The organism is Primorskyibacter sedentarius (assembly GCF_004342065.1).
Lineage (GTDB): Bacteria > Pseudomonadota > Alphaproteobacteria > Rhodobacterales > Rhodobacteraceae > Primorskyibacter > Primorskyibacter sedentarius.
Genome location: NZ_SLZU01000003.1, coordinates 350,745 through 367,879, shown reverse-complemented (window position 1 = coordinate 367,879; position 17,135 = coordinate 350,745). Strand labels below are relative to the sequence as shown.

General features: G+C 61.2%; 17 protein-coding genes. 13 read left to right on the top strand and 4 right to left on the bottom strand.

Annotation, left to right across the window (positions count from 1 at the left end):
* Positions 1-46: 46 nt before the first annotated feature.
* Together EDD52_RS07965 and EDD52_RS07960 are read right to left on the bottom strand one after the other, a co-directional pair.
* Complete coding sequence (locus EDD52_RS07965) at positions 47-1,189, bottom strand: NAD(P)/FAD-dependent oxidoreductase (RefSeq protein ID WP_132243608.1); 1,143 nt, start codon at positions 1,187-1,189, stop codon at positions 47-49.
* A 21-nt stretch (positions 1,190-1,210) separates the two neighbouring features.
* Entirely contained in the window at positions 1,211-1,768 is a 558-nt protein-coding gene (locus EDD52_RS07960; protein ID WP_207905984.1) for a L,D-transpeptidase, read from the bottom strand.
* A gap of 217 nt (positions 1,769-1,985) precedes the next feature.
* On the opposite strand from EDD52_RS07960, the gene trxC reads away from it, so the two are divergent.
* Together trxC and EDD52_RS07950 are read left to right on the top strand one after the other, a co-directional pair.
* Complete coding sequence (trxC, locus tag EDD52_RS07955; RefSeq protein ID WP_132243606.1) at positions 1,986-2,414, top strand: thioredoxin TrxC; 429 nt, start codon at positions 1,986-1,988, stop codon at positions 2,412-2,414.
* A gap of 52 nt (positions 2,415-2,466) precedes the next feature.
* Entirely contained in the window at positions 2,467-2,964 is a 498-nt protein-coding gene (locus tag EDD52_RS07950) for a DUF2938 domain-containing protein (protein ID WP_243651873.1), read from the top strand.
* A gap of 43 nt (positions 2,965-3,007) precedes the next feature.
* On the opposite strand, the gene EDD52_RS07945 is transcribed toward EDD52_RS07950, so the two are convergent.
* The gene (locus EDD52_RS07945) at positions 3,008-3,214 is read right to left on the bottom strand and encodes a cold-shock protein (RefSeq protein WP_132243604.1); all 207 of its coding nucleotides are present in this window, start codon (positions 3,212-3,214) and stop codon (positions 3,008-3,010) included.
* A 260-nt stretch (positions 3,215-3,474) separates the two neighbouring features.
* Positions 3,475-4,089, bottom strand: coding sequence for a TetR/AcrR family transcriptional regulator (locus EDD52_RS07940; protein ID WP_132243602.1), 615 nt, complete (start codon positions 4,087-4,089; stop codon positions 3,475-3,477).
* A gap of 91 nt (positions 4,090-4,180) precedes the next feature.
* Between EDD52_RS07940 and EDD52_RS07935 the strand changes: the two genes are divergently transcribed.
* The 11 genes from EDD52_RS07935 (at position 4,181) to EDD52_RS07890 (ending at position 17,134) form a co-directional block, all read left to right on the top strand.
* Complete coding sequence (locus tag EDD52_RS07935) at positions 4,181-6,226, top strand: NADH:flavin oxidoreductase (protein WP_132243600.1); 2,046 nt, start codon at positions 4,181-4,183, stop codon at positions 6,224-6,226.
* A gap of 343 nt (positions 6,227-6,569) precedes the next feature.
* Entirely contained in the window at positions 6,570-7,844 is a 1,275-nt protein-coding gene (locus EDD52_RS07930; protein ID WP_132243598.1) for a flavin-containing monooxygenase, read from the top strand.
* Between the two features lie 14 nt (positions 7,845-7,858).
* Positions 7,859-9,001, top strand: coding sequence for an aromatic ring-hydroxylating oxygenase subunit alpha (locus EDD52_RS07925; protein ID WP_132243596.1), 1,143 nt, complete (start codon positions 7,859-7,861; stop codon positions 8,999-9,001).
* A gap of 37 nt (positions 9,002-9,038) precedes the next feature.
* A complete protein-coding gene (locus EDD52_RS07920) occupies positions 9,039-9,455 on the top strand; it encodes a RidA family protein (protein WP_132243594.1) in 417 nt (138 codons plus the stop codon).
* Positions 9,456-9,459: 4 nt separating this feature from the next.
* Positions 9,460-10,134, top strand: a complete 675-nt coding sequence (locus tag EDD52_RS07915; protein ID WP_132243592.1) for a DUF1028 domain-containing protein — start codon at positions 9,460-9,462, stop codon at positions 10,132-10,134.
* A 15-nt stretch (positions 10,135-10,149) separates the two neighbouring features.
* A complete protein-coding gene (locus EDD52_RS23625) occupies positions 10,150-10,299 on the top strand; it encodes a hypothetical protein (protein ID WP_165907480.1) in 150 nt (49 codons plus the stop codon).
* 185 nt (positions 10,300-10,484) lie between these two features.
* Positions 10,485-11,423 (top strand): LysR family transcriptional regulator, encoded by a 939-nt coding sequence (locus EDD52_RS07910; RefSeq protein ID WP_132243590.1) that lies wholly within the window; start codon positions 10,485-10,487, stop codon positions 11,421-11,423.
* Between the two features lie 88 nt (positions 11,424-11,511).
* Positions 11,512-13,581: an oxidoreductase gene (locus EDD52_RS07905; RefSeq protein ID WP_132243588.1), complete on the top strand. Its 2,070-nt coding sequence runs from the start codon at positions 11,512-11,514 to the stop codon at positions 13,579-13,581.
* A gap of 37 nt (positions 13,582-13,618) precedes the next feature.
* Positions 13,619-14,761, top strand: coding sequence for an acetylornithine deacetylase (gene argE, locus EDD52_RS07900; RefSeq protein ID WP_132243586.1), 1,143 nt, complete (start codon positions 13,619-13,621; stop codon positions 14,759-14,761).
* Positions 14,762-15,113: 352 nt separating this feature from the next.
* Positions 15,114-16,205 (top strand): ABC transporter ATP-binding protein, encoded by a 1,092-nt coding sequence (locus EDD52_RS07895; protein WP_132243584.1) that lies wholly within the window; start codon positions 15,114-15,116, stop codon positions 16,203-16,205.
* On the top strand, positions 16,205-17,134 hold the full coding sequence (locus EDD52_RS07890) for an ABC transporter permease (protein WP_132243582.1): 930 nt from the start codon (positions 16,205-16,207) through the stop codon (positions 17,132-17,134). Before EDD52_RS07895 ends, EDD52_RS07890 begins: the two co-directional genes overlap by 1 nt.
* The last annotated feature ends 1 nt before the right edge of the window (position 17,135 follow it).

Genomic DNA, 17,135 nt, shown 5'->3' with positions numbered 1-17,135 from the left:
AGGTTACTACGCGATAATTTGTCGCAAGTATGGTAAAAAATCTCCTTTAGCGTGTATGGGCAAGAGTCCGCCAAAGCAGCGCGGGCAGACGCCGGCCCACAGCGCGCGTAATATCGGCATATTCAGTCTCGCCCGCGAGGAGGCGCAAGTATTCTTGGCGAAGCGTCGAAGAGCGCGAAAACCCACGAATAAAGGTCGATCGGAACACAGGACGGAACATCAGCTGGCGCAAGTTTCTGGCCTGAGAGATGGCACGGGTGATGCTGCGCAAGTCAGCGCGATACGCGGCAAGCGCGGATTGCGGTGTCCCGGCAGACAGGGCACGGATCGCGGCTTGCGCGGCAAGTTGCCCGCTTTTCATGGCATAAGCGATTCCCTCGCCCGTGATAGGATCAACAAGCCCTGCGGCATCACCTGCAAGCAACACAGTGCCCAAGCCCGGAACCTTGCGCGCCTGTCCGAACGGCAAGAACTGGCCCTTCACGGGGCCATGTGCCTGTGTGCCAGTGAATTTGAGGTAGTTGGTCAGCGCGGATTTCAAATCAGTATTGCGTTGCATCACGCCGCCCACGCCCACTGTTACACCGTGGTATTTCGGGAATGCCCAGCCATAGCCCCATTCTGCGGCACCAAAGTCGATGCGGACGGGCAATTTGTCGGGATCCCCTTCGCTTTCCACTTCCAGTGCAAAGCCGATCTTGCTGCGGTCGAAGGCTGAGCCGAACAGAACCCGCGCGCTTGGACTGTTGACCCCATCAGCCCCAATCACGATCCGACCTCGCAGATGTGTACCGTCAGTCAGCGTGACCGCGCCCGCAGGCGTCAGGGATGACATCCCCCGTCCGGTATAGTCCTCGGCCCCCATGGCCACGGCGCGGGCGAACATCTCGGCATCCAGTGACCGGCGCATGGCAAGGTGGAGCGGGGGGCAATCCTGATAGGTGCCCAAATGCTCTCCGAAGGCATAGAAGGCCATCTCGTTTCGGGTGAGGAACGGCGCATCTGGCCGCGGGGCGCCATAGATCTGCTGATAATAGCCGAGGCTTCGCCCGGTAAAGCCCCCCCCGCAGAGCTTATCCCGGGGGAAGCGGGCCTTGTCGATAAGCGCCGTCCGCAAGCCTGCACGCGCCGCAGTGGCGGCCGCCGCCGCACCGGCCGGTCCTGCGCCGATGACAACGACATCATGCATGAGGGGCGGCCGTTGCGTGTATTACAGCACAGTCACCTTGGTACCGATCGGCACACGCTGGTACAGATCAATCACATGATCGTTAATCATGCGGATACACCCGTTGGAAACCGACCGTCCGATGGAACGTGGCGCCGTGGTGCCGTGGATGCGGAAGTACGTGTCACGCCCGTTCTGGAACAGATACAGCGCACGCGCACCCAGCGGGTTGCCGGGGCCGCCGGGCTGGACGTAGTCGTTGTCCACAAACTTGGAATAGGCCTCTGGCTCGCGTTCGATCATTTCATTGGTCGGGCGCCAGGTCGGCCATTCCTTCTTTACATCAATCGACGCGGTGCCGGTGAATTCAAGCCCGGCCTTGCCGACACCCACGCCGTAACGACGCGCGCGGCCAGGTTCGGTGATGAAGTAAAGGAAGTGCGCGCGCGGCACGATCAGGATCTGGTTGGCCGCCAGCGCCGGGTCGATCCTCACGGACTGGGGCAGGAAGATCGGGTTGATCTGGAAGGCTTGCTGCGCAAGCGCAGGTGTGGCGAGTGTGGCAGCACCCGCAGCAATAAAGGTTCGTCTGGAAATCATGGACATTCTCATACTCTCATCTTGACGCGGCATTTTCAGCATTATCGTTCCAAAAATCAACGCGAGCGGCCTGAAGTTCCATAGTCTCATCGAAATGTTACCGTTTGATGTTGCCCGCATGCACCTTCTTGGCCCTGCGGGCGCGCGAAATCCCGCCCACCCTTGTTCGCAGGCCCGGCCAGACACATATGCGATTCGAAATATGGTGGAGGCGGCAATGGCCGGAAAGAAACTGACATGCCTCGATTGCGGGCAAGTGAACCGTGTGCCGGATGATCGATTGAGCGAAGGCCCGAAATGCGGAACCTGCGGCGCGGCCTTGATGTCGGCCAAGCCGGTGGAGGTGGATCTTGCCACGCTGAAAAAGGCCGCAGCGACTGATGAGGTGCCGTTGATCGTGGATTTCTGGGCCCCGTGGTGTGGTCCCTGCCGCATGATGGCGCCGGAGTTTTCCAAGGCAGCAGACGCCCTGCGCGGATCTGCGCGGCTGATCAAGATCAACACCGAGGATCACCCGGGCGCGGGCCAAGGCTACGGTATTCGCGGCATACCGACGATGATCGCCTTTCAGGGTGGTCGTGAAAGAAAACGCCAGTCAGGCGCGATGCCAGCGGCACAGATCGTGAGCTGGGCAAAGAGCGCCTGATCTGTTCGCCCCCGTGGCATTGCGCCCCTGTCCGATGTCGGGCATTGAAAACATGCGCAACAGGGAAGGGGCAGAGATGGGGCTGATAACGGTCGGAATTCTGATGGGGCTGGGCGGCACGCTGGCGATGGATCTCTGGGCGGTCCTGCTGCACCGGGCTTTCGGTCAGCCTAAGCCCAACTGGGCCAATGTTGGCCGTTGGTCGGGGCATACGATGCGCGGGAAGCTGTTTCACGATGACATCGCGGTGGCAGAGCCGGTTCCCTCGGAACTGAAACTCGGCTGGGCGGTGCATTACGGCGTGGGCATTGCCTATGGCGTGATTTTCGTTCTGCTGGCGGGGAAGCAATGGGTCGCAGATCCGACATTCCTGCCGGTGTGGATCTTCGCGCTGATCACGATTGCGGCTGGCTGGTTCCTGCTGCAACCCGGCATGGGGTTGGGCTGGGCCCTGTCACGTACACCGCGTCCCTGGAAGGGGCGGATCATGGGGCTGGTCGCCCATACGGTTTTCGGCTTGGGGATGTTCCTCACGGCGCTGGCTCTGTGAGGACAGGGTGGGGCGGGCCCGATGGGCCCACCCCGAAGCGGTCTTAGACCAGTGCGAGGTTGGTCGCGCTCTCACGGCCGTCACGGCCGGATTCGAGCTCGAACTCGACTTTCTGGTTGTCGGCGAGGCCGGTCAGACCCGAACGCTCAACAGCGGAAATATGGACGAAAACGTCCTTGCCGCCGGAGTCAGGTGCGATGAAGCCGAAGCCTTTGGTGGTGTTGAACCATTTCACGGTGCCAGTGGCCATATCCGTGGTCTCCTTAGTAATTCGCTGCCCACTTTATTGCGGCAGCCCGGCGCGGTCGGTCTGGATCGAGGGACTGAGCGCCGTATGAGGGAGACAGTAGAGCGATAGAGAATAACGTAGCGACGCAGCATATGACAGCCTTCGCGATTCGATACAAGGACGTAATCACGCTGCAAAGGGCGAGGAGCCGACGGTCGCAACAATCATAAGCAGTTCGGGGCCACGTTGAGCCCAACCAACCGATCATCCGGCCGGCGGGGTCAGCGATGACGCTTCAGGAACGCGTCTTTCTCTGCCTCCGTTGGGGCCTCGCCCGCGAAGATCTCCACGTAGTGGCAGCCAGCGAGCGCGCGTTTGAGACGGGGTTCGGACACATGCATCGAATAGTACCCGGTCTGGGTCAGGATCACGGTCAGGGCGCGGAAATGGGCAGCCTCCCCCGACCTTCCGAACCGTTCGAACAATGCCCTGACGGCTGCCAGCCGGTCCTCGTCAGACTGATCGACAATCACTTGCAGCCGCGCATCATTGCGTGCCCAGTTTCGGATTGCGAGATCAAGCGGGGCATCGAAAAGCTCATTGTCGATCCAGCAATCCAACAGGTTGAAAAGCGCGGCACACAGGCTTTGCGCGGGCATCGCGCAGCGTTCAAGAATGATGCCGGTGTTCCGGGTTTTCCAGATCTCGACTATGGCGTCGTGCAGCTCTGAAAGGTCTTTGAAATGCCAGTAGAAACCGGTGCGCGTCAGGTTCAGATTCTTGGCCAGCGGCATGACCTTGACCGCCTCGATCCCTTCCTCCACGAAAAGGGTGTAGGCGGCCTCTATCCATGTCTCGCAACTGGCGCGGTTCCTGTTGGCCGACGGCTTTTTCATGACGATATACCTAAAGAACTTGACAGGGGTGTCAATTCCGCAAATTCTGACCTGACACTTATGTCAGGAAACAACGCGTAAGGCAGCCGAAATGTCCAGCGATCCATTGCTTCAGCCGTTCCAGCTCAAAAACCTCTCATTGCGCAACCGGATCATGACGACGAGCCATGAGCCGGCCTATCCCGAGGATGGCATGCCCAAGGAACGCTACGCTGCCTATCATGCCGAACGGGCCAAGGCAGGTGTGGCGCTTGCGATGACGGCCGGATCTGCCGCCGTCAGCCGGGACAGCCCGCCGGTTTTCAACAATATCCTTGCTTATAAAGATGAAGTGGTTCCCTGGATCCGGAACCTTACCGATGGCGTGCATGAACATGGCTGCGCTGTCATGATCCAGCTTACGCATCTTGGGCGACGCACCACCTGGAACAAGGGCGATTGGCTGCCCTCGGTGTCGTCCTCCAAGCACCGCGAGCCTGCGCATCACGCCTTTCCCAAACTGATCGAAGATTGGGACATTGATCGCATCATCACCGACTTTGCCGATGCCGCAGAGCGGATGCAGGCGGGCGGGATGGATGGCATCGAATTGCAGGTCTACGGCCATCTGCTGGATCAGTTCTGGTCGCCGCTGACAAATGATCTGACCGGGCCATACGGGGCCGATACGCTGGAAAACCGTATGCGGTTCCCGCTGGATGTGGTCGAGGCGATCCGCAAACGCGTGGGCGCAGAGTTCATCGTCGGTCTGCGCTACACTGCGGATGAGGCGCAAAAGGGTGGGATCACACCCGAGGAAGGCTTGGAGATTTCCAAACGCATCGCCGCCACCGGGCAGATCGATTTCCTGAACGTCATCAAGGGGCGCATCCACACTGACCCCGCCATGACCGACGTGATCCCCATTCAGGGGATGAAGTCTGCCCCCCACCTTGATTTCGCGGGCGAGGTGCGCAAGGCGACGGGCATGCCAACGTTCCATGCCGCGCGCATTCCGGATGTGGCCACGGCGCGCCATGCCGTGCAGGCTGGCCTTCTGGATATGGTCGGAATGACGCGCGCCCACATGGCGGACCCGCATATCGTGCGCAAGATCATCGAAGGGCGCGAGGATGATATCCGCCCCTGCGTCGGGGCGACCTACTGTCTGGATCGCATCTATCAGGCCGGGGATGCGCTGTGCATTCACAACGCCGCCACCGGCCGCGAATTGACCATGCCGCACGAGATCGCAAAAGCGGAGGCAGCAAGAAAGGTTGTCATCATCGGTGCCGGTCCCGCCGGGCTGGAAGCCGCACGGGTCGCTGCCGAACGCGGCCATGGCGTGACAGTGTTCGAGGCGGCAGCCCAACCCGGCGGACAGGTCTTGCTGACGTCGCAATCCCCGCGCCGCCGCGAGATGATCGGCATCATCGATTGGCGCATGGCGCAATGCGCCGCGCGCGATGTGAGGTTCCACTTCAACACATGGGCCGAGGCGGGCGATGTGACCGCCCTGAACCCCGATGTGGTGATTGTCGCCACTGGCGGGCTGCCCAATACGGAACTGTTCGAGCAGAAAGGCGAACAGACCCATGTTGTCACCTCCTGGGATATCATCTCGGGCGATGTGAAACCTGCGGGCAAGGTTCTGATCTATGACGAAAGCGGCGACCACCCTGCCTTGCAGGCCGCAGAAGTCGCGGCGAATGCGGGCGCTTCGGTAGAGATCATGACGCCGGACCGGACCTTTTCGTCAGGCGTGATGGCGATGAACCTCGTGCCCTATATGCGTTCGCTTCAGGACAAGGATGTGACCTTTACCGTCACGCGCCGCCTGATGGATGTCACCCGGCGCGGTAACACGCTGACTGCGACGATCGGCACGGATTACAGCGACCACAGCTATGAGCTGGAGGTTGATCAGGTCGTCGTGAACTACGGCACCCTGCCGCTGGATGAGCTGTATTTCGATCTCAAACCTCTGGCGACCAATGCCGGAGAGGTGGATTACAACGCGCTGATCGACGGCAAGCCGCAAACCTGCACGCGCAACCCGGACGGCGCGTTCCAGCTGTTCCGCATCGGCGACGCCGTTTCCGCACGCAACACCCACGCCGCCATTTACGACGCCCTGCGCCTGGTCAAGGACATCTGAACGCGCTGCAGGGTATCATTTCGCGTGGCGCCGAGCTTTGCCAAAGATGAAGGCGGCAAGCTGTCACCGCCGTTGCGCCATCCGGACCTACTGGCGGTCCGGGTCATGCCGTTGGCCAAGTGCTGCCGGGAACGAACGGCACGTTGCGCGAAGGTTTGGCTTTCAGTGGCAGCTTGTACGGGTACGGGCACAGGGCGCAGATGTGATTAGGCAAACCCTAAGGCATGATGAGCCAGACAATGATTTTCTGTCGAAAGCAAAGATGAAACCCTGAACTCACCGAACCGATGCTGCGATGCGCCGCGTGCGATCTGTTCGAGTTTTGAAATGTCAGGGAAACGCAATGCCTACTGAAAAGACAGATACCTTGGTTGTGGGGGCGGGTCAGGCGGGAATCGCGATGAGCGAACATCTCAGCGCGCAGGGCATTCCCCACCTCGTTCTGGAAAAGAACCGCGTGGCCGAGGCCTGGCGGACCGGGCGGTGGGAGTCGCTCGTGGCAAACGGGCCTGCCTGGCATGACCGTTTTCCCAACCTCGAATTTGAAGGCTGTGACCCGGACGGGTTCCCGACCAAGACGATTGTCGCCACTTATATGGAAACCTATGCGCGCATGATCGACGCGCCGATCCGCACCGGGGTCGAGGTGGCCAAGGCAGAGCGCAATCAGGGCCGCCCCGGCTTTACCGTCGAAACCTCGGCGGGCAAGATCGAGGCCCTGAACGTTGTTGCGGCAACGGGCGCGTTTCAGCACCCGGTGATCCCGCCAGTGGTGCCCGAGTCCGAAGGCGTGACGCAGTTGCACTCCTTCCACTACAAGTCTCCCGATCAGCTGCCCGAAGGCGCGGTCCTGGTGGTCGGTGCCGGATCGTCCGGCGCGCAGATCGCGGATGAACTGAACCGCGCCGGGCGCAGGGTTTATCTGTCGGTCGGCCCGCACGAACGCCCGCCGCGCGCCTATCGCGGGCGCGACTTCTGCTGGTGGCTGGGCGTGCTTGGCCTGTGGGACATGGCGGCAGCAGAGCCCGGCAAAGAACATGTGACGATCTCGGTCAGTGGCGCCTATGGTGGCCAGACCATGGATTTCCGCCGCCTCGCCAGCGAAGGTGTGACGTTGCTCGGCCTGACAGAGGCCTGCACCGAGGGCGTCGTTCGCTTCCGCGACGATCTGCGCACCAATATTGCGGCGGGCGATGCCAGCTATATCCAGATGCTGGACCTTGCCGACGCTTATACCACGCGCAATGGCCTTGATCTGCCGCAGGAGCCGGAGGCGCGCGACATGCTGCCAGATCCGGAATGCCTGACCAATCCGATCCGGGAGCTGGACCTGAAGGGCGCGGGCATCACCACCATCATCTGGGCCACCGGGTTTCGGCAGGATTTCAGCTGGATGAAGGTCGATGCCTTTGACGAGAGCGGCCGTCCCCGGCATCAGCGTGGCGTGTCGTCCGAACCGGGGATTTATTTCCTCGGCCTACCGTGGCAATCGCGGCGGGGCTCGACGTTTATCTGGGGCGTCTGGCATGATGCCAAATACGTGGCTGAACAGATTGCAATTCAAGGCAAGTACCGCGCTTACCGCGGCGCGTCCGATCATCAGGCATCGGCAAGCTGACCAAAGGGAACATAATGGCAAAGGATCACACAGACCCGATCAAGGATTTGCGCCACAATACGGCGCAACCGTTCGAGGCCGCGCGCGCGATGCCGCCATCGGTCTACATGTCAGACAGCTTTCTGAATGAGGAACTGACGCATATCTTCTCCAAAGATTGGTTCTGCGTCGGGCGGGCCGACAGCCTGGCCGAGCCGGGTGATTACACCACCTGCGAACTGGCCGGTCAGCCAATCATCGTCATTCGCGACCGCGACGGCGCTTTACGGGCCATGTCCAATGTCTGCCTGCACCGCATGTCGACGCTGTTGCACGGGCGCGGCAAGACGCGCGCCATCGTCTGCCCGTACCATGCGTGGACCTACAACCTTGATGGGTCGCTGCGCGGCGCACCGGGAATGACGCGCAACACGGGCTTTTGCAAGGACGCCTACCACCTGCCCGAAATCCGCTGCGAGGAATGGCTGGGCTGGGTCTTCATCTGCCTCAACGAGGATACGCCCCCGGTGGCCGAGCAACTGGCCGATGTCGAAGACCTTGTCGCCGGCTATGACATGACAAATTACACCGAGACCTTCTTTGAAGAGCATGTCTGGGACACCAACTGGAAGGTTCTGGCCGAGAATTTCATGGAAAGCTATCACCTGCCGGTCTGCCACGCGGGCACCATCGGTGGATTGTCCAAGCTGGAGGATATGGTCTGCCCGCCCGGTCTGCCCGCCTTCAATTACCACACGATCCTCAAGGACGACCAGTTGCGCATCGCCATGGCGCACCCGTCGAATGATCGTTTGAAAGGCGACGAACGCCGCACGACCTTCCTGCTCGCGATCTATCCCAGCCTGATGATCACGTTGACGCCGGGCTATTTCTGGTATCTGAGCCTGCATCCCAAGGGCCCCGGACAGGTCCATATCCGCTTCGGCGGCGGCATGTCTGACGACTATGCGGGGGACGAAGATGCGCAAAGCAATTTCGAGGCGCTCAAGACGCTTCTGGACGACGTGAATGTCGAAGATCGTGGCTGCACCGAAAAAGTGTATCGTGGGCTTTGTTCGGATCATGCGGTGCCAGGGCATCTCAGCCATCTTGAACGCCCGAACTATGACTTTGCCCAATATCTGATGGCCCGGCTTGAAGAGGGGCGCGCCGACTGATCCCGATTGCCCGATCCTTCCCACGACAGGAGCTTTCATGGCCCATACCCGTATACGCAAGTTCAACACGCGCGAGACATATCCCGAGCAGAACCTCGACAACGATCTGTGTCAGGCCGTGGTCACCCATGGCGGCAAGACCGTCTGGCTGCGCGGCCAGTGCCCGCAGAACCTCGACGATGCCAAGAACATCGACAGCCACGATCCGGTGGAGCAGACCCACAAGGTGATGCAGAACATCCGCCAGCTGATCGAAGAGGCAGGCGGCAGCATGGAGCATCTGGTCAAGGTGGTGGTCTATATCACTGACGTTCGCTACCGAGAGGCGGTTTACCGGACCATGGGCGAATATATCAAAGGCGTGCATCCGGTCTCGACCGGGCTTGTGGTGCAGGCGCTGGCCCGGCCCGAATGGCTGGTCGAGATCGACGGTACCGCCGTCATTCCGGAGTAGGCGCATGACGTTTTCCCTGGTCGCCCGCTGCGAAGAGACGGGCATGTTCGGCATGGCGATAGCGTCCTCCTCGCCCGCCGTCGCGGCGCGTTGTGCTTATGCCCGCGCGGGCGTGGGCGCGGTGGCGTCGCAGAATGTGACAGACCCGACGCTGGGCCCGCTGGCGCTGGACCTTATGCAGGGCGGGATGAGCGCGGCCGAGGCCATCGCCGGCGTCCGCGACCTTGGAAAATTCATCGAATACCGTCAGGTTCTGGCGGTGGACAGGCAAGGGCGGACGGCGATCCATTCAGGGCCGAAATCGCTTGGCATCTGGACGCAGGCCGAGGCGCCGAACGTGGCCTCTGGCGGCAACCTTCTGGCCAATGAGCGCGTGCCGCAAGCCATCGTTGACGGCTATAGAGCCGCGACGGGCCATATCGGAGACCGGCTGATTGCCGCGATGCGCGCGGGGCTGGCTGCAGGGGGCGAGGCCGGTCCGGTGCATTCCGCCGGGTTGCTGATCGTCGACAAGGTCAGCTGGCCCGTGGCCGAGTTACGCTGCGACTGGACCGAGGACTGCCCGATCGAGAATATCGCAACCGCCTGGGGCGTCTACGAACCGCAACTGGACGCCTATATCCAGCGCGCGCTCGACCCGCGAGAGGCGCCGTCCTACGGCGTGCCCGGCGACGACTGAAATTAGGAAACAGGCATGCTCGACTGCACTGTGGACAACTGGAACCGTGGTGCCGCGGTGCTGACATTTAGCAGCAAAGGCGGCGTTGAGCGGCAGTTGTTGATGCAGCCAAGCAATCCGTTCGGCTGGTCAAAGGCTGCGCGCTGCGTATCTCTGATGCGCTGATGGCGGGCACCGTTTAGGTCACCATCGTGGATGTGATTTCGGCCATGACGCCCCTTGGCGGCATGCAACAATCCGGGTTCCGGCGCGATGTGTCGCCGCATTCGCTGGGCATGTACACCGCGCTTAAAACAACGCGGATCACGTACGAGGCTTGAATTTCTGCAAGTGCAGCGTAAACAGTTGCAATGCCCCTACGCTTCACCCTGCGCCAATTGGAATACTTCGTCGCCGTCGGCGAAATGGGGTCGATCGCGCTGGCGTCGGAAAAGGTCAGCGTATCATCCCCCTCGATTTCGGCCGCGATCTCGCAGCTTGAAAAGGAATTCGGCATCCCGCTGTTCGTGCGCCAGCACGCGCAAGGGCTGTCGCTGACGCAGGCTGGCAGGCAGATGCTCGAACGGGTTCAGGTCGTGCTGAGCGAAGCGAATGCTTTGGTTGATCTTGCAGGCGACATTTCGGGCGCGGTGCGCGGAGGGTTGAATATCGGCTGCCTCGTGACCTTTGCCCAGCTTGTACTTCCTGCTGTGCGGCAGAGTTTTCAGGCCGAATTCCCTGAGGTCCGCAGCCGCCAGACCGAACTGAACCAGGCAGAGATTTTCAGCGCCCTGCGCCGGGCAGAGATCGACGTGGCGCTGACCTATGACTTGCAGTTGCCCGCCGATCTGGTGTTCGAAACGCTGCTGGAATTGCCGCCATATGCCATCATAGGTGACGGGCATCCGCTGGCCGGAGCGGACGAGGTGTCGGTGGATGATCTGGCTGATCATCCGATGGTGCTGCTGGACCTGCCCTATTCATCAGAGTATTTCCTGTCGTTTTTCGTATCAGCCGGGGTGCCGCCGGTGGTCGCGGAACGCACGCGGGACATGGCGGTAATGCGCAGCCTCGTGGCCAACGGTTTCGGGTTTTCCATCGCCAATGTTCCGTTTCTGAGCGATCGCGCGCCCGATGGTAAACCGCTGCACTACATCCCGATCCGTGGCAAGGTTCGGCCCATGCGCATGGGGCTTCTGACCCCCACCGATGCCGACCAGTCCAGCGTGATCCGCGCCTTTGTCGGCCATTGTCGGCAGCAATACCAGAACGGAGCCTTTCCCGGACTCGCACCCGCCGAAGCCGGTTAGGTTCTGCCTAAGCGGCGCTTTCGCAACCGCACCTTTTCCCGCCGTTAAGGCGCGATATTCTGCGAGCTGACAAATGCAGGAGCAAGACGTGCGCGACCAACGCTATGACATTCTGTTCGAGCCGATGGATATCGGGCCCGTAACCGCCAAGAACCGGTTCTATCAGGTGCCCCATTGCAATGGTGGCGGCTACCGCGACCCTTCCGCCGCCGCCGAGATGCGCGGTATCAAGGCCGAGGGGGGCTGGGGTGTGATCTTTACCGAGCAATGCGAGATGCATCACACCTCGGAGATCACACCCTTCATCGAATTGCGTCTGTGGGAGGACAAGGACATCCCGATGCTGCGCCGCATGTCGGAAAAGATGAAGACCCACGGCGCGTTGGCGGGCATCCAGCTTGCATATTCCGGCATCAACGGGCCGAACCTTTATTCCAAGGAAGTGCCGCTGGCCGTTTCGGCCATGCCGATCCGCACTTTCACCAATGATCCGGTGCAGGCCCGCGCGCTCGACAAGACCGAAATCCGCGATCTGCGCCGCTGGTTCGTCAATGCCGCGAAACGGTCCAAGGATGCGGGCTTTGACCTGATTTGTCTTTACGGCGCGCATGGTTTCGGCATTTTCCAGCACTTTCTGAGCCGCGCCACCAACCAGCGCAGCGACGAATATGGCGGCAGCTTGGAAAACCGCGCGCGCTTTGTCCGCGAGGTTATTTCTGACATGCGCGACGCGGTGGGTGACACGATGGCGCTGACACTGCGGGTCAGCCTTGACGAGACCATCGGCGATCTGGGCTTTTCCAACGCCGAGGTGCGCGATTTCATCGAGATGAACCGCGATCTGCCGGATCTCTGGGACCTGGCGCAGGGCACCTGGGAGGATTGCTCTGGCCCGTCGCGGTTCAAGGAAGAAGCCGCACAGGAACAATTGGTGCGCGGCATTCACGAATTGACCGACAAGCCCATCGTCGGTGTCGGCCGATTTACCTCTCCGGACGTGATGACGAAAATGATCCGCACCGGCACGCTCGATTTCATCGGCTGCGCGCGGCCCTCGATTGCCGATCCCTTCCTGCCCAAAAAGATTGAGGAAGGCCGGATCGAAGACATCCGCGAATGCATCGGCTGCAATATCTGCATCACCGGCGATATGACCATGTCGATCAGCCGCTGCACCCAGAACCCCACCTTCATGGAGGAATGGCGCAAGGGCTGGCACCCCGAAAGGATGAACTCCAAGGGGGCGAGTTCGAACGTGCTGGTGGTAGGTGCCGGACCGGCCGGGCTGGAGGCAACGCGCGCCTTGTCCGAGCGCGGCTATGACGTGGCGCTGGCCGAGGCCGGTACCATGCTGGGCGGGCGTGTGGCGCGCGAACGCTTGCTGCCGGGGCTGTCGGCCTGGGGACGCGTCGTGGATTACCGCGAGTATCAGATCAGCCAGAAACCCAATGTCGAGACCTATTTCGACAGTGCGCTGGATGCCGATGCGATCCTCGAATTCGGCTTCGAGAATATCTGCGTGGCCACGGGCGCGACATGGCGTCGGGACGGTGTAAGCCGGCAGCATGTGGTGCCGTTCCCAATCGACGCGGCGATGCCGGTTTTCACGCCTGACGATATCATGGCGGGGAAGAAACCCACCGGCAACGTCGTGATCTATGACGACGACCATTATTATATGGGTGGCGTGTTGGCCGAACTTCTGGCGCAGGAGGGTTGCAACGTCACCATCATCACGCCTTCGGCCTACCTGTCCGACTGGACGGTGAACACGCTGGAACAGCATGCCATCCACCAGAAGCTGGCGCGGATGGGGGTGAACATCGTCCTCAACCGCGGGGTTGTCGAAATCGGCAATGGGCATGTGGTGTCCAACTGCACCTATACCGACATTACTCAGCAGTTTGGCTGCGACGCCGTGGTCATGGTGGCCTCGCGGCAGGAAACCAACGGGCTTTACTTCGACCTTAAAGCGCGCGAGGCCGACTGGGCGGATGCGGGTATCAAGTCGGTCAAGATCATCGGTGACGCCAATGCGCCGGGGCCGATTGCCTGGGCCACCTATGCAGGCCACCGCTATGCGCGCGAGGTGGACGGCGAGGATATTGGCGACGATCTGCCCTTCCGCCGAGAAATCACGCAGTTGGCCGCCGAATGAGCTGTGCATCTGCTCCCCGGACAGCCGCGCCGCAGCGATGAGCGTCGTCCTAGATATCCTCGACCGGTTGATCGGGTTCGATACGGTCAGCGCGCGGCCCAACCGCGAGATGATGGATTACATCGCGGATTTTCTGGCGACGCGCGGTGCCAGAGTGACGACGATTGCCGGGAAGGAGCCGGGCAAGAGCGGCCTTGTCGTCACCATCGGTCCCGCAACAGCGGGCGGCATTGTACTGTCGGCGCACACGGATGTGGTGCCGGTTGACGGACAGGACTGGACCTACCCGCCCTTTGCGCTGACCCGCGAGGGGTCGCGGCTTTACGGGCGCGGAACCACCGACATGAAAGGCTTTGTTGCCTGCATGCTGGGGGCCGCGGACGAGGCGGCGCAGACCGGGTTGCGGACGCCACTGACGCTTGTGCTGTCCTATGACGAGGAAATCGGCTGCGTTGGCATTCAGGAGATGCGCCCAGAGCTGCCTGCGTTGATCGGCGCGCCCCGGCTTTGCATTGTGGGCGAACCCACGGGTATGGCAATTGCCACCGGGCACAAGGGCAAGATTGCGCTTCGCGCCACCTGTGGGGGCACATCCGGCCATTCGGCCCTTGCTCCGGACTTCGTCAACGCGCTCGACCTTGCCGCCGATCTTGTGGTTGCCATTCGAGACTTGCAGCGAAATTTGGAACAACGCGGCGCCCGGGACAATGCCTATTCCATCCCCTACAGCACCGCCCATGCCGGGCTGCTTTCTGGTGGGCGGGCGCTGAACATCGTTCCGGACCTTGCGGAACTGACCTTCGAACTGCGCCACCTCGCGGCCGATGCACCTCAGGAGCTTCTTTCGCGCATCCGCGCCTCGGCGGAAAGCATAACCGCACGATATGGCCCCGCGGCGAGTATCAGGTTCGAAACGCTCACGGCCTATCCCGGGCTGGATATTGCCACGGATGATCCCGCCGTCGGGCTTGCCAGACAGTTCGCCGGGACCGGGCAGCTTACCAAAGTGGCCTTCGGCACCGAGGCCGGGGTGTTTCAGGAAATGGGCGTCCCCACGATCGTCTGCGGCCCCGGATCCATGTCGGGTCAAGGCCATAAACCGGATGAATATATCGAGACCTCGCAGATCGAAGCTTGTCAGGCCATGCTCGGCCGCGTCGTGAAGGATCTGCGCGCCTGACGACGGCAACGGCGGCTCATCAGTGGTCCACTTCGGCAACAAAGCGATTCCTATCCACGTCGGATAGGCAGCGGCGATGCCCACCAATCTGTGATGCTTGATCTGGCCAAAACGGCGGCCTGCGGAGTGCGCCGGGGCGCCTTCCTCGACCAGAACCAGGCCGAATTTGGTGCCATACTCACGCTTGATGCGAAACCCGGCTGACCCGTCGGGGCATGCTTAACTATTCGGCAAAAAACGAAAAATCGGCTTAGGAAAAGGCTAAGGCGGGGTGAGGGAGTTAAGACTTAACGCATGACGCGGCCGTTCCTATAGTTGGCGAAGTCATAAAGCTGCCTTTGGGGGAAACAAAGTGTCCGACGGAACCGTCCACGCGATCGACGTGCGCAATGCCGTCAAAAGGTACGGCACCTTCACCGCCCTCAAGTCTGTTTCGCTGTCGATCAAGGATAACGAATTCTTCACCCTGTTGGGGCCGTCGGGATGCGGCAAGACCACGCTTCTGCGGATGATTGCCGGGTTCGAGGATGTCACGGAGGGCGAGATTTTCCTCTTCGGGGACGAGATCGAAAAGCTGCCGCCCAACAGGCGCCCGGTGAACACGGTGTTCCAGAACTATGCTCTGTTTCCGCATATGAGCGTGCTGGAAAATGTGGGTTTCGGGCTGGAAATGCTGGGGCGCGGCAAGGCCGAGGCGCGCAAACGGGCGGGCGAAATCCTTGAAATGGTGCAGCTTTCGCAATTCTCCGGGCGCAAACCCTCGCAGCTCTCCGGTGGCCAGCAACAACGCGTGGCGCTGGCCCGCGCGCTGGCACCCCAACCCAAGGTGCTGCTTCTGGACGAGCCGTTATCGGCGCTGGATCTGAAGCTTCGCAAGGCGATGCAGCTGGAGCTGAAGCACCTGCAACGCGAGACCGGGATCACCTTCATCTTCGTCACCCACGATCAGGAAGAAGCGCTGACCATGTCCGACCGCATCGCCGTGATGTCAGCGGGCGAGATGCAGCAGCTGGGCGCGGCGCGCGACATTTATGAGCGCCCGGAAAACCGCTTTGTCGCGGATTTCATCGGCGAGACCAACCTGATCAATGTGATCGTCAAATCGAAGGACGGCAACCGGGTGCTATGTGGTTTTGAGAACGGCCTGACCCTCACATGCGATGCCGTGCCGGGGATCGACGTGGGTCAATCCGGACATATGTCGATCCGGCCGGAACGGATGAAGCTGCAACAAGAGCAGGTCGAGGCTGAAAACTTCCGCGGCACCGTCATCGAAAACGTTTATGTCGGCACTGACGTGCAAAGCATCATTGGGCTTGACGGTGGCATGAGGCTTACGGTGCGGACCCAGAATTCCGACAGAGGGAAGGCGCGGATCTTCGAGCCCGGCAGCGACGTGTTCGTTGATGTCGAGTTCGGCTCTGCACGCCTTCTGGCCAACTGATGGCGGGCGGTGCGGCAGGCGGCGGCAGCACGCAGGGCGACACCTACAAAGAGGTGCGCACGTGGCTGCTGCTCCCGACATGGGCGACACTTTCCATTCTGGTGCTGGTGCCTGTTCTGCTGATGCTGGTCTATTCCTTCCTGACCAAGGAGTTTCGCGGCGGGGTGATCTGGGAGTTCAGCTTTGCCGCCTATGACCAGTTCTTCTGTGATCGCGGCCTTTTTGGCGACGAGCCCTGCAGCATCGAGTGGACCTATATCACTATCTTCTGGCGGTCGATCTGGCAGGCCGGGCTGGCCACGATCCTGAGCCTGTTCATCGGCTTTCCCACCGCCTATTTCATCGCCACGCGGCCCGCCCACGTCCGCCCGCTCTGGGTGTTCCTGATCACGATCCCTTATTGGGTCAACCTGTTGATCCGCACCGTCTCCATGCGCTTCATGCTGCGCGAAGAGGGGCCGCTCAACAATGTCCTGGTCTGGAGCGGGCTGACCGACGCGCCTCTGCAGATGATCAACACCAATTTCGCGGTGCAGATCGGCCTGTTCTATTCCTACCTGCCGTTCATGGTTCTGCCGGTCTATGCCGCGGTTGAGCGCTATAACTTCTCGCTCAGCGAGGCGGCGGCCGATCTTTATGCGTCGAAATGGACCACGCTGCGCCGCATCGTTCTGCCTGCTGTCAAACCGGGCGTCATTGCAGGCTGCATTCTGGTCTTCGTGCCGTCGCTGGGGGCTTTCCTTGCACCTGACCTGCTGGGCGGGGCCAAGAACTTCATGATCGGCTCGCTCATTGAGGAGCAATTCAAGGGCAATGCCGGCAATTGGCCGTTCGGCGCTGCGGCCTCGATGATCCTGCTGTCGGTGGTCCTCATTATCCTGACGATTTACGCGCGCCAGCAAGCGCGTGCGGGCGGCAAGGAGCGCTGAG

What these genes read in the sequence shown, in the direction of transcription:
- EDD52_RS07965 (WP_132243608.1), bottom strand. Translation starts at nt 1,189, where the DNA reads ATGCATGATGTCGTTGTCATCGGCGCAGGACCGGCCGGTGCGGCGGCG.
- EDD52_RS23625 (WP_165907480.1), top strand. Translation starts at nt 10,150, where the DNA reads ATGCTCGACTGCACTGTGGACAACTGGAACCGTGGTGCCGCGGTGCTG.
- EDD52_RS07935 (WP_132243600.1), top strand. Translation starts at nt 4,181, where the DNA reads ATGTCCAGCGATCCATTGCTTCAGCCGTTCCAGCTCAAAAACCTCTCA.
- EDD52_RS07950 (WP_243651873.1), top strand. Translation starts at nt 2,467, where the DNA reads ATGCGCAACAGGGAAGGGGCAGAGATGGGGCTGATAACGGTCGGAATT.
- EDD52_RS07920 (WP_132243594.1), top strand. Translation starts at nt 9,039, where the DNA reads ATGGCCCATACCCGTATACGCAAGTTCAACACGCGCGAGACATATCCC.
- EDD52_RS07960 (WP_207905984.1), bottom strand. Translation starts at nt 1,768, where the DNA reads ATGATTTCCAGACGAACCTTTATTGCTGCGGGTGCTGCCACACTCGCC.
- trxC (WP_132243606.1), top strand. Translation starts at nt 1,986, where the DNA reads ATGGCCGGAAAGAAACTGACATGCCTCGATTGCGGGCAAGTGAACCGT.
- argE (WP_132243586.1), top strand. Translation starts at nt 13,619, where the DNA reads ATGAGCGTCGTCCTAGATATCCTCGACCGGTTGATCGGGTTCGATACG.
- EDD52_RS07890 (WP_132243582.1), top strand. Translation starts at nt 16,205, where the DNA reads ATGGCGGGCGGTGCGGCAGGCGGCGGCAGCACGCAGGGCGACACCTAC.
- EDD52_RS07915 (WP_132243592.1), top strand. Translation starts at nt 9,460, where the DNA reads ATGACGTTTTCCCTGGTCGCCCGCTGCGAAGAGACGGGCATGTTCGGC.
- EDD52_RS07910 (WP_132243590.1), top strand. Translation starts at nt 10,485, where the DNA reads ATGCCCCTACGCTTCACCCTGCGCCAATTGGAATACTTCGTCGCCGTC.
- EDD52_RS07945 (WP_132243604.1), bottom strand. Translation starts at nt 3,214, where the DNA reads ATGGCCACTGGCACCGTGAAATGGTTCAACACCACCAAAGGCTTCGGC.
- EDD52_RS07925 (WP_132243596.1), top strand. Translation starts at nt 7,859, where the DNA reads ATGGCAAAGGATCACACAGACCCGATCAAGGATTTGCGCCACAATACG.
- EDD52_RS07930 (WP_132243598.1), top strand. Translation starts at nt 6,570, where the DNA reads ATGCCTACTGAAAAGACAGATACCTTGGTTGTGGGGGCGGGTCAGGCG.
- EDD52_RS07940 (WP_132243602.1), bottom strand. Translation starts at nt 4,089, where the DNA reads ATGAAAAAGCCGTCGGCCAACAGGAACCGCGCCAGTTGCGAGACATGG.